At 70.7% G+C, this 14135-nt stretch carries 16 protein-coding genes and 1 other RNA gene; 5 read left to right on the top strand and 12 right to left on the bottom strand.

Annotated elements, in window-relative coordinates:
* Positions 1–19: 19 nt before the first annotated feature.
* Both JTN19_RS09415 and JTN19_RS09410 read right to left on the bottom strand, forming a co-directional pair.
* A complete protein-coding gene (locus tag JTN19_RS09415) occupies positions 20–598 on the bottom strand; it encodes an amino acid synthesis family protein (RefSeq protein WP_206931734.1) in 579 nt (192 codons plus the stop codon).
* Positions 595–1755, bottom strand: a complete 1161-nt coding sequence (locus JTN19_RS09410) for an amidohydrolase family protein (RefSeq protein WP_206931733.1) — start codon at positions 1753–1755, stop codon at positions 595–597. The genes JTN19_RS09415 and JTN19_RS09410 overlap by 4 nt, the downstream gene beginning before the upstream one ends.
* Before the next feature lie 122 nt (positions 1756–1877).
* Here JTN19_RS09410 and JTN19_RS09405 point away from each other — a divergent pair, with 122 nt between their 5' ends.
* Together JTN19_RS09405 and JTN19_RS09400 are read left to right on the top strand one after the other, a co-directional pair.
* Positions 1878–3365, top strand: a complete 1488-nt coding sequence (locus JTN19_RS09405; RefSeq protein WP_206931728.1) for a 6-hydroxynicotinate reductase — start codon at positions 1878–1880, stop codon at positions 3363–3365.
* An 11-nt stretch (positions 3366–3376) separates the two neighbouring features.
* On the top strand, positions 3377–4258 hold the full coding sequence (locus JTN19_RS09400) for a UPF0280 family protein (RefSeq protein ID WP_206931726.1): 882 nt from the start codon (positions 3377–3379) through the stop codon (positions 4256–4258).
* 51 nt (positions 4259–4309) lie between these two features.
* On the opposite strand, the gene JTN19_RS09395 is transcribed toward JTN19_RS09400, so the two are convergent.
* The 8 genes from JTN19_RS09395 to ssrA all read right to left on the bottom strand — a co-directional run bounded on the left by JTN19_RS09395 (position 4310) and on the right by ssrA (position 10052).
* Positions 4310–4537, bottom strand: coding sequence for a ribbon-helix-helix domain-containing protein (locus JTN19_RS09395; RefSeq protein WP_206931724.1), 228 nt, complete (start codon positions 4535–4537; stop codon positions 4310–4312).
* Positions 4534–5916 carry a class II fumarate hydratase gene (locus tag JTN19_RS09390; RefSeq protein ID WP_206931722.1) on the bottom strand — a complete coding sequence of 461 codons (1383 nt, stop codon included), beginning with the start codon at positions 5914–5916 and terminating at the stop codon, positions 4534–4536. The genes JTN19_RS09395 and JTN19_RS09390 overlap by 4 nt, the downstream gene beginning before the upstream one ends.
* A gap of 109 nt (positions 5917–6025) precedes the next feature.
* Positions 6026–6424 (bottom strand): VOC family protein, encoded by a 399-nt coding sequence (locus tag JTN19_RS09385; protein WP_184382301.1) that lies wholly within the window; start codon positions 6422–6424, stop codon positions 6026–6028.
* Positions 6425–6435: 11 nt separating this feature from the next.
* The gene (locus tag JTN19_RS09380) at positions 6436–6825 is read right to left on the bottom strand and encodes a RidA family protein (protein WP_206931719.1); all 390 of its coding nucleotides are present in this window, start codon (positions 6823–6825) and stop codon (positions 6436–6438) included.
* Positions 6826–6835: 10 nt separating this feature from the next.
* The gene (locus tag JTN19_RS09375) at positions 6836–7075 is read right to left on the bottom strand and encodes a DUF2798 domain-containing protein (RefSeq protein WP_340643302.1); all 240 of its coding nucleotides are present in this window, start codon (positions 7073–7075) and stop codon (positions 6836–6838) included.
* 127 nt (positions 7076–7202) lie between these two features.
* Positions 7203–8855 carry a FumA C-terminus/TtdB family hydratase beta subunit gene (locus tag JTN19_RS09370; protein ID WP_206931718.1) on the bottom strand — a complete coding sequence of 551 codons (1653 nt, stop codon included), beginning with the start codon at positions 8853–8855 and terminating at the stop codon, positions 7203–7205.
* A 23-nt stretch (positions 8856–8878) separates the two neighbouring features.
* Entirely contained in the window at positions 8879–9382 is a 504-nt protein-coding gene (locus tag JTN19_RS09365; RefSeq protein WP_206931717.1) for an SspB family protein, read from the bottom strand.
* Positions 9383–9727: 345 nt separating this feature from the next.
* Positions 9728–10052: a transfer-messenger RNA gene (gene ssrA / locus JTN19_RS09360) on the bottom strand.
* Between the two features lie 63 nt (positions 10053–10115).
* Between ssrA and thyX the strand changes: the two genes are divergently transcribed.
* Genes thyX through JTN19_RS09345 form a run of 3 tightly spaced genes read left to right on the top strand, consistent with a single transcriptional unit; the run spans position 10116 to position 12509 of the window.
* Positions 10116–11054: an FAD-dependent thymidylate synthase gene (gene thyX, locus JTN19_RS09355; RefSeq protein ID WP_206931715.1), complete on the top strand. Its 939-nt coding sequence runs from the start codon at positions 10116–10118 to the stop codon at positions 11052–11054.
* Entirely contained in the window at positions 11044–11628 is a 585-nt protein-coding gene (locus JTN19_RS09350) for an HD domain-containing protein (RefSeq protein WP_206931706.1), read from the top strand. The genes thyX and JTN19_RS09350 overlap by 11 nt, the downstream gene beginning before the upstream one ends.
* Positions 11625–12509 carry a ribokinase gene (locus JTN19_RS09345; RefSeq protein WP_206931704.1) on the top strand — a complete coding sequence of 295 codons (885 nt, stop codon included), beginning with the start codon at positions 11625–11627 and terminating at the stop codon, positions 12507–12509. The genes JTN19_RS09350 and JTN19_RS09345 overlap by 4 nt, the downstream gene beginning before the upstream one ends.
* Here JTN19_RS09345 and JTN19_RS09340 read toward each other — a convergent pair.
* The gene (locus JTN19_RS09340) at positions 12500–12832 is read right to left on the bottom strand and encodes an MmcQ/YjbR family DNA-binding protein (RefSeq protein ID WP_206931702.1); all 333 of its coding nucleotides are present in this window, start codon (positions 12830–12832) and stop codon (positions 12500–12502) included. The two genes, JTN19_RS09345 and JTN19_RS09340, sit on opposite strands and share 10 nt — an antisense overlap.
* Positions 12829–13935, bottom strand: a complete 1107-nt coding sequence (locus tag JTN19_RS09335; protein ID WP_206931700.1) for an Mrp/NBP35 family ATP-binding protein — start codon at positions 13933–13935, stop codon at positions 12829–12831. Before JTN19_RS09335 ends, JTN19_RS09340 begins: the two co-directional genes overlap by 4 nt.
* Between the last annotated feature and the right edge of the window lie 200 nt (positions 13936–14135).

The following is a 14135-nucleotide window of genomic DNA, read 5'->3' as shown; positions in this document are numbered from 1 at the left end:
CGGCACGGCCCGCCTGCGTTCATCTCAAGCCATCCGTCCCCATGATGTCCTTCACCTCCAGCCCGCCAATGCGCGGCAGCGGCCGCCCCCCGGTGGTCAGCGCCAGGCAGAGCAGGATTTCGCCGGCCATGGGCGCATCCGTGCAGCGGAACTCGATGGCGTCGAAATGCGAGCGGACAAAGGCCGCATCCTTGTGGCCGAGCGGGATGTCGATGGCCGTGCCCATGCCGCCCCGCTTCTTGGCGGAAGGGATCAGCGCCGGCCCCTTGCCCAGCGCGGCGCGCACCGGCGCGCCCATCTTCGGGTGCAGCAGGGCGGCGGCGTGTTCCAGCTCGCCCCCCTCGCCCACCACGGCGGCCTTGCCGAAGCTGTGGCCTGCCTCCCCCGGAATGCCCAGCGCGGCCACGGCGCGGGCGGCGAGTTCGGCGCCCAGCGCCTCGCCCGCCTCGATCAGCGGCGCCAGGTCCTCGACATAGCGTCCCGCGAAGGGGTTCTGCAGCACGCAGGCGGCGACGGCGCGGCGGATGGGGGGCGTCACGGTCTGGCCCTGTTCCAGCGCCACCTCCTCCACCAGCGAGAGGTATTTCCGGATGATCATGCCAGCACCTCCGGGATGAGCGCGGCGGGGGGCGTGTTGCGGCTGCGCCCGGTCTTCACCTCGCCGTCCACCATCACCATGCCGATGCCGGGCAATTCGCCGAACCCGAAGGCCTGGGCGGCATCGCTGCCCGCCCCGCCGATGGGGGCGTCCAGGAACACCAGGTCCGCGGGGCGCCCCACCGCGATGGTCCCGGCCTCGATGCCCCGCCAGCGCGCCGTGTTGCCGCCGGCCGCGGCAATGGCGATGGCCGGATCAAGCCCGCCCAGGCTGCACAGCAGCGAGATGGTCCGCATGACACCCAGCGGCTGCACGCCCGACCCCGCCGGGCTGTCCGTGCCCAGCACCAGCCGGTCCAGCCGGCCCATCTCCCGCAGCACGTTCATGGCGTGGATGGCGTTGCGCGGGTTGCCGTTGTGCACCACCTCGATGGCGCGCTTCGTGCCCTCGATCACCTTCGTCAGTTCGGCGGCGGGAAGGCTGGTCGGGCCGCCATTGATATGCGCCACGATGTCGGCATCGGCCGCGATCACCACCGGCGCCTGCATCAGGTTGGACCCCGCGATGGAAGGCCCGCCGCAATGGATCATGGCGTTCAGTCCGGCGGCGCGGACATGGCCCATCACCTCCACCACCTCGGCCTCGTCCTTCACCGTGCCCAGGCCGAATTCGCCCACGAAGCGCACGCCGGCGGCGGCCATCTCGGCGTAGTCGGCGGCGGTCAGGCCACGCTCGGGCACCGGGGCGCCGGCCAGCACCCGCGCGCCCATGGGGCGGAAGGCGCTGAAGCAGCGCTGGGCGGCGATGGCGAGCGCCTTCACCCCCACCGGGTCCTTCGGGCGGCCGGGCAGATGGACCTCGCCGGCCGAGATCAGGGTGGTGGTGCCGCCATGCACCATGGCCTCGATCCAGCCCAGCTGGTTCTGGCGCGGCGTCCAGTCGCCGAAGGCCGGATGCACATGGTTGTCAATCAGGCCCGGCATGACGGCGCAGCCCTTGGCGTCAATGACCGTGGCGCCCTCCGGGTCGAAATCCGCCGCGCGGCCGATGCCGGCCACCTTCCCGCCCTCGATCAGCAGGGCGTCCGCCTCCCGCAGGGGGGCGTCCATCTCGCCCGTGAAGAACAGTCCTATGCCACGCACCAGCACCCGCGCCATCCAATCCCCCTTGCGCCTGATATCCCAGCCTAGTTTCCGATTGAGCGTGCCGCCAAGGGAAAGCACAATCCGTTGCGATGACGGAGGCAGGATTTGCGACACCCCCACCTGGCGGCCCGCCCATGACCGACCGGACCGAGCAATTCGGCGCCCGCGAGGGGAACGAGGGCATCGTCCGCTGCGACGCCTGCCCGGTGCTGTGCCGCATCCGCCCCGGCCGCGCCGGGGCCTGCCACCGTTACGCGAATGAAGATGGCCGCCTCATCCGCACCGATCCGCTGGTGCTGCTGCACCAGGCGGTGGAGGAGGGCGCGCCGCTGGTGCCCTTCCTGGATGCCGCCGAGGATTGGGCGGGCGGCGTCACCCCCGCGCCCCAGGTCTTCGTGACCGCCATCGGCGCCGGCACCACCTATCCGGACTACAAGCCCGCCCCCTTCATCGTGGCGCAGAAGCATGAGGGGGTGGACACGGTCACGGTCGTGACCGAGGGAATCTTCAGCTATTGCGGGTTGAAGGTGAAGATCGACACCGACCGACACCTCGGCCCCGAATGCGCGCCGGTGATGCATGAGGGCGAACAGATCGGCCATGTCACCACCGCCGAATATGGCAGCCAGATGCTGAGCCTCGGCGGGGTGCGGCACCTGACGGGCGGCTCCAAGCGCGAGGGCCAGGTGACCTGCGCCGCCATGCTGGCGCTGTGCCGCAAGCAGGCCATCGAGGTGACCATCCCCGGCGGCTCCCGCGTCACGCTCCAGGCGGGTGCGGCGCCCATCGTGAACGGCGTGGCCGAGACGCGCATGCGGGTCGGCTGCGGCAGCGCCGCGGTCGGCATCTTCGCCCAGCAATGGCAGGGCCATGTGGACGAGGTCGTGGTGGTGGACGACCACATCACCGGTGTCCTCACCGAGCACCAGGCCGGGCGCTGCCTGAGCATGCGCCCCTCCGGCCTGCGCGTGCGCGGCCGACGCTCCACCCCCGGGCGCTATTTCCAGGTGGCCCACCCCGGCACCGGCTGGGGCGGGACCGATGTGACGGACCCGCTGACGCTGATCGAGAGCATTGATGCGAAACTCGCCTGGCCCGGCATGCGCGTGCTGATGACCAGCACCACGGGCGAGGATTCCCTCTGGCTGGAACTGGACGAGGCCTTGCGCCCCGTGGTGGCGCCGATGCCCGATTCCGTGGCCCAGACGGTCGCCCGCATCGGCGAGAATTGCGAACCGGCGCTGACCTCCATCCTCTTCATGGCGGGCGCCGGCGGTTCGCTGCGCGCGGGCGTCACGGAAAACCCCATCCTGCTCACCCGCAGCGTCCAGGCGGGCGAGGTGCGCGTCACCATGGGCGGCGCGCCCTGCACCCTCTGGCCGGGCGGGGGCATCACCATCATGGCCGATGTGCTGGCCATCCCGGACAATGCCTTTGGTTACGTCCCCACGCCCGCCTTGGTGGCGCCCATCGAATTCACCTTGCGCGCCGGGCTTTACGCCGCACTTGGAGGGCATGTGGACCAGGCCATCGCCCTCGAGACCCTGCTCGCCCGCCATGCGGAGGCCGCGGTGAACGCCCCCTGGCCGCGCGCCAACCCCTGGCCCGACGCGCCCTCATGACCGATGGGGGCATGAGCGCCTGGCCCGCGCCACGGCGCGCCATGCTGCCCGATGGGCGGCTGCATCTGCAGGACGGGCCCATTGATCTCGTCATCGGCATCGAGGGGTTGCGCCCCGCCGTGCTCCAGGCGCGCGAGGCGGCCACCGCGGCGCTGACCGGCCTGCTGCCGGCGCTGGCGCTGGAATTGCCGCTGCTCCGCACGCCTTTGCTGGGCCGGATGCCCAGCTTCCGCCACCCCGTCGCCCGCCGCATGGCCGAGGCCGCCTGGCCCCACCGCGCCACCTTCATCACCCCCATGGCGGCCGTGGCGGGGGCCGTGGCCGAGCATGTGCTGGCCGCCATCGCCGCCGTGCCGGGCGTGCAGCTCGCGCATGTGAACAATGGCGGCGACATCGCGCTGCACCTCTCGCCCGCCAGCACCTTGCGGGTCGGGCTGGTGGAGGGGCCGGAGGCCGGGGCGCCCGACGGGTTGGCCGTGATCCGGGGGCGGGACGAGGTGCGCGGCATCGCGACCTCCGGCTGGCGGGGCCGCAGCTTCTCGCGCGGGATCGCCGATGCGGTGACGGTGCTGGCCGCCCGCGCGCCCGAGGCCGATGCGGCGGCCACCATCATCGCCAATGCCGTGGATGCGGACCACCAGGCCATCTCCCGCGCCCCGGCCGACAGCCTCGACCCCGACAGCGACCTGCGCGACCTGGCCGTGACCACGCATGTGGGCGAATTGCCGGATCAGGTGGTGTCCGAGGCCCTCGGGCACGGCGAGGCCTGCGCCGAGCGCCTGCTGGCGCGCGGCCTGGTGCTGGGCGTCTGCCTGCGGCTGAAGGGCCAGGTGCGCCTGCTGGGCGCGGCCGACGCACTGGCAGCGATGGACCGCGCGGCGGCGCTGCGCTGAGGTCTTGGCTGGCGGCGGGGACACGCCTTGGACGGGTTCCGCCTCCGCGGGTCAGGCGCGATCGCGCCGCGCGCATTCCAGCGCGAAGACGCGCAGCCGGCTGGTCAGCGGCTCCGCCGCGTCGGCGCGCGCCGCATCCTGCTCGGCGATGAGGGCGGCCAGCGGCATGGCACGCCGCGCGGCCTCCTCCTCGAGCGCGGCCCAGAAGGCGGGTTCCAGCGCGATGGAGGTGCCATGGCCCGCCAGCCGCAGGCTGCGCTTCACCAGGTGCCCTGTCACGGTCGCAGCATCGCCTCCGGTTTCACCCAGGCGTCGAAATCCTCGCCCGCGACGCCCTCGCGTTCGGCGGCCTCGCGCAGGGTCAGGTCCTCGTGCAGGGCGCGCTTGGCGATGGCGACCGCGCGGTCATAGCCGATATGCGGGTTCAGCGCGGTGGCGAGCATGAGGGACTTCGCCAGGTTCTCGGCCAGGCGCGCGTGGTTGGGTTCCAGCTTGTCCACCATGTGGCGGGCGAAGCTGGTGGCGGCCTCGGCCATCAGGGTGGCGGATTGCAGCACCGCCTGGATGATGACGGGCTTGAAGGTGTTCAGTTCCAGATGCCCCTGCGACGCGCCGATGGTGACCGTCACCTGGTTGCCCATGACCTGGGCGCAGACCATGGTCAGCGCCTCGCTCTGGGTGGGGTTGGTCTTGCCGGGCATGATGGAGCTGGAAAGCCCGTCATCGGGGATGACGAGTTCCGCCAGCCCCGCGCGCGGCCCGCTGCCCAGCAGGCGGATGTCATTGCCGATCTTCATCAGCGAGGCGGCGATGGTGTTCATCGCCCCGTGCAGTTCCAGCAGCGCGTCATGCGCCGCCATGCCCTCGGACTTGTCGGGGTTGGGCGTGAAGGCGAGGCCCGTGCGGGTGGCCACCACCTCGCAGAAGATGCGGTCGAAATCGGGGTGGCGGTTCAGGCCGGTGCCGGCCGCGGTGCCGCCCTGGGGCAGTTGCAGCAGCCGCGGCATGGCGGCATCGAGCCGCGCGACGCCATGGATCACCTGCCTTGCCCAGGTGGCGAATTCGCCGCCCAGCGTGACGGGCACGGCGTCCATCAGGTGGGTGCGCCCCATCTTGATGATGCCGGCCCATTCCTCGGCGCGGGCGTTCAGGCTGGCGGCGAGCAGTTCCAGGGCAGGCTTCAGGCGGCGCTGCGCGGCCTCGGCCGCCGCCAGGTGCATGATGGTGGGGAAGCTGTCGTTCGAGGATTGGCCGCGGTTCACATGATCGTTCGGATGCACCGGCGCCCGCGCGCCCAGCTTCGCGCCCAGCAGCTGGTTGGCGCGGTTCGCGATGACCTCGTTCGCGTTCATGTTGGTCTGGGTGCCGGAGCCGGTCTGCCAGATGGTCAGTGGGAAATCCACGTCGCGCTGGCCCGCGATGATCTCCTGCGCCGCCTGCTGGATGGCGTCCGTCAAATGGCGCGGCAATTCGTCCAGCCGCGCATTGGCCTCCGCCGCCGCCCATTTCTGCTGGCCCAGCGCGCGCAGCAGCAAGGGCGGGAAACGCTCGGTTCCAATGGCGAAGAGGTGGCGGGCGCGTTCGGTCTGCGGGCCCCAGATGCGCTCGGCGGGAATCTCGACCGTGCCGAGGCTGTCGGTTTCGGTGCGCGTGGTCATGTGGCCTCAACCCCTTGTGGTGGGGCGGAGGATAGCATGGCGCGCCGACACCCCCACCCGCGCGCAAAACGCGCGAGAGGGGCGTGCGGATGAGGGGCCGCTTCGGTTTTCAGTCGGAGTAGGTGGCGATCTCGATCAGGTTCTGGTCCGGGTCGCGGCAATAGACGCTGGTGATGGGCCCCAGCGCGCCATCCTTCGGCACCGGCCCCTGTTCCACCATGACGCCGCAGCGGTGCAGATGCTCCACCACCTGAAGCGCGCTGACGGTGACGATGAAGCAGAGATCCTGCCCGCCAGGTGCCGTCGCCACGCCCGAGAACCATTCAGATTGCGTGGCCTCGACCGGGCGCAAATTCATCTTCTGGCCGCCGAAGCGCAGGGTGGTGCGACGGTGCGGGCCGAACTCCACCCGCTCCATGCCCAGCACGCGCTGGTACCAGGCGGCCGTGATCTCCACGTCCTTGCAGGTCATGACCAGGTGGTCGAGGCGGTCCACGGCGAAGCGCATCTGGGCTGTCCTTAGCTGCGGGGCTGGCGCCGCGCGGTGACTTCGATCTCGATGCGCATGGCGTCGGTCTGCAACTGCGCGTGGATCAGGGTGGAGGCGGGGCGCGTCTCGCCGAAATACTTCTTCAGGATGGGCCAGCAGGGGGCCCAGTCCTCGCGGCGCGGGACGATGACCAGCATGCGGACGACATCGGCCAGCGTGGCATCGGCCTGGGCGAGGGCGGCGCTGATGTTCTTCAGCGTCTGCTCGCATTGCGCGGCCACGTCGTCCACGATGGTCATGGTCGCGTAGTCATAGCCGGTGGTGCCGGAGACGAAGATGAAATCCCCGTCCACCACGGCGCGCGAATAACCGATTTCCTCTTCGAACTTCGAACCGGAGGAGATGAGGCGGCGGGTCATGCGGTATTCCTCACACGGGGGCGACGAGGCGTGCCACCAGCCGCCGCACGAGCGGCAGCACGACGAGCACGGTGGGGAAGGCGATCACCCAGGAGGTGAGCCAGGCGATGGGCCATGCGCCCAGCGCCATGACCGAGACACCCAGCGCCATCACGGTGGATATGCCCGAGATGATGAAGGTCATGATCGCCGTCAGGAAGAATCCCGTGACGGCGAGGGTGTAGCGGGCGGGCAGGCGACGGTCGGTCACTCGAGGCCTTCGTGGAAGTCGTTGCCGTCATGTGGACGCCGAAGGCGGCCACGTGCCGAACAAGCATGTGGACGCCGAAGGCGGCCACGTGCCAGGGAAAGGGAAGGGCAACGCGGCGCGCGCTGCATCACTCCAGCCCTTCGTAGAAATCGTTGCCCTTATCGTCCACCACGATGAAGGCCGGGAAATCCTCCACCTCGATCCGCCACACCGCCTCCATGCCGAGCTCCGGGTATTCCAGCACCTCGACCTTACGGATGCAGTCCTGCGCCAGCCGCGCCGCCGGGCCGCCCACGGAACCGAGGTAGAAGCCGCCATGCTTCTGGCAGGCCTCGCGCACGGCGCGGGAGCGGTTGCCCTTCGCCAGCATCACCAGCGAACCGCCCGCCGCCTGGAAGGCCGCCACATAGCTGTCCATGCGGCCCGCGGTGGTGGGGCCGAAGCTGCCGGTGGCCATGCCCGTCGGCGTCTTGGCGGGGCCCGCGTAATAGACGGGGTGGTTCTTGATGTAGTCGGGCAGGCCCTCGCCGCGGTCCAGCCGCTCCTGCAGCTTCGCGTGCGCGATGTCGCGCGCGACCACGATGGTGCCGGTGAGCGAGACGCGGGTCTTGACCGGGTGCTTCGCCAATTCCGCGCGGATGGCGTCCATGGGGCGGTTGAGGTCGAGCTTCACCACCTCCCCGCCCAGGATGTCGTCGGTCGCTTCGGGGAGATACTTGGCCGGGTCGTGCTCCAGCTCCTCCAGGAACACGCCCTCGGCCGTGATCTTCGCCTTGATCTGCCGGTCGGCGCTGCACGAGACGCCGATGCCGATGGGCAGCGACGCGCCATGCCGCGCCATCCGCACCACGCGCACATCGTGGCAGAAATACTTCCCGCCGAACTGCGCGCCGATGCCGAGATTCTGCGTCAGCTTGTGGATCTCGGCCTCCAGCGCGCGGTCGCGGATGGCGTGGCCGGATTTGTCGCCCGTCTCGGGCAGCCCATCCAGGTAGCGCGTGGAGGCGAGCTTCACGGCCTTGAGGTTGGCCTCGGCACTCGTGCCGCCGATGGCGATGGCCAGGTGGTAGGGCGGGCAGGCGGAGGTGCCCAGCGTCTTCACCTTTTCCTCGATGAAGGCCAGCAGCTTGGGCTTGTTCAGTACCGCGCGCGTCTGTTGGTAGAGGAAGGTCTTGTTGGCCGAACCGCCGCCCTTCAGCACGAACATCAGGTGGAATTCGTCGGCATGGTCCTCGCCGGGTGAGGCCAGGATGGTGAACTCCACCGGCATGTTGTTGCCGGTGTTCGCCTCGTCGAACATGGAGAGCGGCGCCATCATGGAATAGCGCAGATTGGTCTCGGTGTAGGTGCGGGCGACGCCATAGGACAGCGCCTCCTCCTCATTGCCCTCGACCCAGACGCGCTGGCCCTTCTTGCCGAAGACGATGGCGGTGCCGGTGTCCTGGCACATGGGCAGCTTGCCGCCGGCGGCGATGTTCGCGTTCTTCAGCAGGTCCAGCGCCACGAAGCGGTCATTCGCGCTGGCCTCCGGGTCCTTCAGGATGGAGGAAAGCTGCGCCAAGTGGCCGGGGCGCAGCAGATGCGACACGTCGCGGCAGGCGGCGAAGGCCAGCTCCTCCAGCGCCTTGGGCGGCACCTTCAGCACCCGCTTGCCGTCCACCTCGATGACCTTCACCCCCTCGATGGGCAGGCGGCGATAGGGCGTCTTGTCCTCGGCGAGGGGGAAGGTCGGGCTGTAGTGGAAGCCTTCGGGACGGGCGGGGGTGGCGCTGTCGAGCAAGGTGCGGGGCTCCGGGCGGGGTGTCAGTCGCGCTTGCGGCGGAAGGCGTCGAGGCTGACGACCTGTGGCTGGGGGGCGGGTTCTTCCTGGGTTTCGGCGGGTGCCGCGGCGGCTTCGGGCGGCGGCAGGTCGGCCGCGTCCTCCTCGCCGTCATATTCGGGCTGGAAGCGCAGGCCGAACTGGGCGTGCGGGTCCTGGAAGGCGGTCAGCGCCGCGAAGGGCACGGTGAGCGAGGCCGGGATGCCCGAGAAGGACAGCCCCACCGAGAAGCGCTGCGCCACGCGGTCCACCTTCAGGTCCCAGAAGCGGTGCTGGATCACGATGGTGATCTCGTGCGGGTATTTCGCCTTCAGGAAGGCCGGGATGGAGGTGCCCGGATGGTCCGTGCGGAAGGAGATGTAGAAATGATGCTCGCCTGGCAGGCCCTCGCGCGCCGCATGTTCGAGCGCGTCCACGACCACCGAGCGCAGCGCGCGCGTGGCCCAGGCTTCGTAGGGGAGCAGGCTGGGGGTGTTGGTGTCTGTCATCGGCTATTCCTGGCGCTGCACCATATGGCGGGTGAGGGCGCAAGGGAAGGAAGGGGAGGGGCGCGACGCGCGCGGGCCCTACAGCGGAGTGCGCTGCCCCACGAGCATCCGGCCGCACGTGCGGCCGGCGGGCCCGATCAGGGCCCGGAAGCCAAGCCGCCGGAGGCGGCGCCCGGCGCCTGAGGGCATTCGGCACGCCTTCCCCACGCTCCGGCCGCACGTGCGGCCGGCGGGCCCGATCAGGGCCCGAAAGCCAAGGCCGCGGATGCGGCCGCCCGGCGCCTGAGGGCACAAAAAAACCTGACCCTGACACCCAGGCCCAAGGGGGCCTGGGTGCCAGGGTCAGGCGGGGGGCTTCTGTTGCCCGGTGCCCCCCAGACCGCGCTTACCTATTCCTAGGCAGCGAGCGCCACGTCCTCGCGGACGTTATCGTTGGCACTTGTGATTTAGCCCGATAACGGCGGTACAATGCCGGGCAAAAGCTGCGTCTTTACCACGCACGTCGAGCCTGTTTCGTCCCCGTGCCACGCGCCCCGATAAAGGCGGTTGGAGTGGTGGAGACGCCGGGCACTGCCCCCGGGTCCGTAACGATTATTCCACGCAACGTTTATCGCCATAGCCGCAAGCGGCACCCCGATATGTAGGACATCGGGGCCGTGATTGCCAGGGGTGGGCCGGCCCTTGCGCGCGGCGCCCGCCCCGTTCAAATCCCCGCGCACAGAAGGGGCACCCCATGGCACTCACCCAAGCCCAGCAGGCCGAACTCACCGAGGCCCAGGCCGCGCGCCACGAGACGCGCCGCGCCACCGTGCCCGCGCTGGAGGCCATGCTCTTCACCCCCATCCCCGTGCTCGACCACGGTTTCGTGCGCGTGGTGGACTACATGGGCGATGACGGCGCCGTGGTGCAGGCCGCCCGCGTCTCCTACGGCCGCGGCACGAAGGCCGCCAACGAGGATCGCGGGCTGATCCGCTACCTGATGCGCCACCGCCACTCGACCCCCTTCGAGATGTGCGAGATCAAATATCACGTGAAGCTGCCCATCTTCGTGGCGCGGCAATGGATCCGGCACCGCACCGCCAATGTGAACGAGTATTCGGCGCGGTATTCCGTGATGGACCGTGAATTCTACATCCCGGCACCGGAGCAGCTTGCCGCGCAATCCTCCAGCAACCGCCAGGGCCGCGGCGACGTGCTGCAAGGCGCGGAAGCCGAGGAAGTGCTGCGCCTGCTGCGCGAGGACGCCGCCCGCAACTACGACCACTACGCCTGGATGCTGAACGAGGACGAGGCCGGAAACGTCCAGGACGAATCCCGCTCCGGCCTCGCGCGCGAACTGGCGCGGATGAACCTCACGCTCAACGCCTATACGCAGTGGTACTGGAAGACGGACCTCCACAACCTCCTGCACTTCCTCAGCCTGCGCGCCGACGCCCATGCCCAGTACGAAATCCGCGTCTATGCCGAGGCGATGCTGGACACGGTGCGCGCCTGGGTGCCCCATTGCTACGAGGCCTTCGCCGACTACCGCATGGGCGCCGTCACGCTGTCCGCGCAGATGCTGGCCATCGTGAAGCGCATGCTGGCGGGCGAGGCCGTAACGCAGGCGACGAGCGGCCTGTCCAAGCGCGAATGGCGCGAATTGATGGAGACGCTGGGCCGTGCCGCCTGACCGGCTCGCCGCCATCCAGGGCTTCATTTCCCTGTCCGACCGGCTGAAGCACGTCCACCGCGCCGCCCGCACCGAGGGAAGGCTGGAGAACAGCGCCGAGCACGCCTGGCATGTCGCCATGATCGCCGTCCTGCTGGCCGAGGAGGTGGACCCCCGCCCCGACATCGCCCGCGTGCTGGCCATGATCGCGGTGCATGACGTGATCGAGATCGAGGCCGGCGACACCTTCGCCTTCGACGAGGCCGGCCTTCTCACCCAGCAGGCGCGCGAACAGGCCGCCGCCGCGCGCCTCTTCGGCACCCTGCCGCCCGACCTCGCCGCGCGGCTTGCCGGCCTCTGGGCGGAGTTCGAAGCGCAGGAAACGCCGGACGCCCGCTTCGCCATGGGCTGCGACCGCTTGCAGGGCTTCGCGCAGCAGGTGGAATGCGGCGCGCCGGCCTGGAAGGAAGTCGGGCTGACCCGCGCCCGCAGCCTCAAGCGGATGCAGCCGGCGCTGGACCTCGGCCCGCCCTTCGCGCCGATGATCGCGGCGCTCTACAACCGTGCCATGGCGGAGGGGCTGCTGCGGCCATGAGCCTGCTCGTCTTCGGCTCGGCCGTGGTGGACGTCATTTTCCGCCTGCCGCAACTGCCCCGCCCCGGCGAGACGGTGCTGGGCGAGGCCGGGCCGCCCCTGCCCGGCGGCAAGGGCGCCAACCAGGCGCTGGCGGCGGCGCGGGACGGGGCGGCGGTGCGCTTCGCGGGCTGCGTGGGCGCGGATGCCCATGGGGCGCTGCTGCGGGCCACGCTGCAACAGGCCGGGGTGGACACCGCCCTGCTGGCGCAGTCGGACACCCCCACCGCCCTGGCCGCGGTCTGCGTGGACATGGCGGGGCGCAACCAGATCGCCGTTTCCGCCGGGGCCAACATGCGGGCGCGGCAGGCGAATGTCCCGGTCGCGGCGGGCGACACAATCCTGCTGCAGATGGAGGTGCCGCCGGAGGAGAACGCCGCCCTCATCGCCCGCGCGCGGGCCGCCGGCGCGCAGGTGATCCTGAACCTGGCCCCCGCCGCCGCCCTGCCGCGCGAGGCGCTTTCGGCGCTGGACCTGCTGGTGGTGAACGAGCACGAGGCCGGCTGGCTCGGCGCCGCGCTGGGCTGCGGCGCGGGGGCGGCGGCGCTGCACGCGGCGCTGGGCGTCACGATCGCCGTCACGCTGGGCGAGGCGGGGGCGGAATGCCATGGCGCGGGCCTCGCCCTTCATGTGCCGGCCTTTCCCGTGAAGGTGGTGGACACGGTGGGCGCGGGCGATGCCTGGTGCGGCGTGCTGGCGGCGGCGCTGGACCGTGGTGCGCCGCTCCCGGCCGCCATGCGCCGCGCCAATGCGGGGGCCGCGCTCTCTTGCACCAAGGCCGGTGCGGGCCCCGCCATGCCCATGGCCGCCGAGACGGACGCGCTGCTGGCCGGTCAGGCCTGAAGCCGCGCCGCCAGCCGCTTCGGCGCCACCAGGGAGTAGCTGCGCCGGACCAGCGCCTCCAACTCCCCAGCTTCCAGCGCGGCGTCGAGCCGCACCCCCACCCAGCCCTTCCCGCCGAGATAGGGCGGGCGGAAGAAGCGCGCCGGGGCCGCCTCGATCAGCAATTCGGCGCTGCCGGGCGGGGCCTTGAGCCAGCAGGCCGCTCCGCCCTCGGCCATCAGGCAGAAGATCTTGTCGCGGACGCGGAAGGTGGGCGTCTCCCAGGTCTCGCGCTCCTCCGCCTCGGGCAGGGCGAGGCAGATCCGGCGCAGCGCCTCGCTCATTCCATCACGATGCGCGGCCCGGCGGGTGCCACGCCCGCCTCCAGCTTCGCCCAGATGCGGGCCGCGATGGCGCGGTAGAGGCCCGCTTCCTCGCTGTCGGGCGCGGCCAGCACCACCGGCGTGCCGGCGTCGGACATCTCCCGGATGGCGAGCTTCAGCGGCAATTCGCCCAGGAAGTCGAGGCCGAGCCGCGCCGCCTCCGCCCGCGCGCCGCCATGGCCGAAGATGTCGCTGCGGTGGCCGCATTGCGGGCAGCAGAAGAAGCTCATGTTCTCGATCAGGCCGAGCACCGGGACGTTGACCTTCTCGAACATCTTCACCCCGCGCCGCGCATCGGTCAGCGCCATGTCCTGCGGGGTGGAGACGATGACGGCACCCGCCAGCGGCACGCGCTGGCTCATGGTGAGCTGGGCGTCGCCGGTGCCGGGGGGCATGTCCACCACCATGATGTCCAGCTCGCCCCAGTCCACCTGGCCCATCATCTGTTCCAGGGCGCCCATCACCATGGGGCCGCGCCAGATCATCGCCGTCTCCTGCTCCACCAGGAAGCCGATGGACATGGCCTTCAGCCCCCAGCGCGCGATGGGCTGGATGCGGTTCTCCACCGCGCGGGGCTTTTCCTGGGTGCCCAGCATCAGCGGCAGGGAGGGGCCGTAGATGTCGGCGTCCAGCAGCCCCACCCGCAGCCCCTGCGCGGCCAGGGCCACGGCCAGGTTCACGGCGGTGGTGGACTTGCCCACCCCGCCCTTGCCCGAGGCCACGGCCACGATCTTCCGCACCCCGGGCAGCAGCATCTGCCCCTGGCCTGGCGGCGGGCGGGAAGAGGTGGCCGGGCCGGCGGGGGTCTGCACCTCGCGATGCGCCGTCATCACCACCGTGGCGGACAGCACGCCGGGCACCGTGGCGGCGGCCCGTTCGGCCGCCTGGCGCAACGATTCCAGCTCCCGCGCGCGCTCCCGCGGGACGGCGAGGGCGAATTGCACCATCCCGTCGCGCACGCTGACGGTCTCGACCATTCCGTTCTCGATCACGCTTTGGCCGGTCTTCGGGTCGCGCACGGCGCGCAAGGCGCGTTTGACCCCATCCACGATGGCTTCCGACATGCGGTTGACCTTTCCTTGAGCGCTGGGCGTCCTCATATGCACGGCAGGACGGGTTGTGCACCCACCCCCCTGCGGGGCATGTGTAGGACAGGTAATGCAGGCGGTGCGCCATGGTGCGCGCCAGACGGGAGATCACCACAGAGATGGCGTGGAACAATGGCGGCCCCAGCCCTTGGGGCAACCCCCGTCCCGGTGGCGGG

Source organism: Roseococcus thiosulfatophilus (genome assembly GCF_017311575.1).
Classification (GTDB): Bacteria; Pseudomonadota; Alphaproteobacteria; order Acetobacterales; family Acetobacteraceae; genus Roseococcus; species Roseococcus thiosulfatophilus.
The sequence above is the reverse complement of the archived record's forward strand: the minus strand, read 5'-3'. Positions and strand labels throughout refer to the sequence as shown.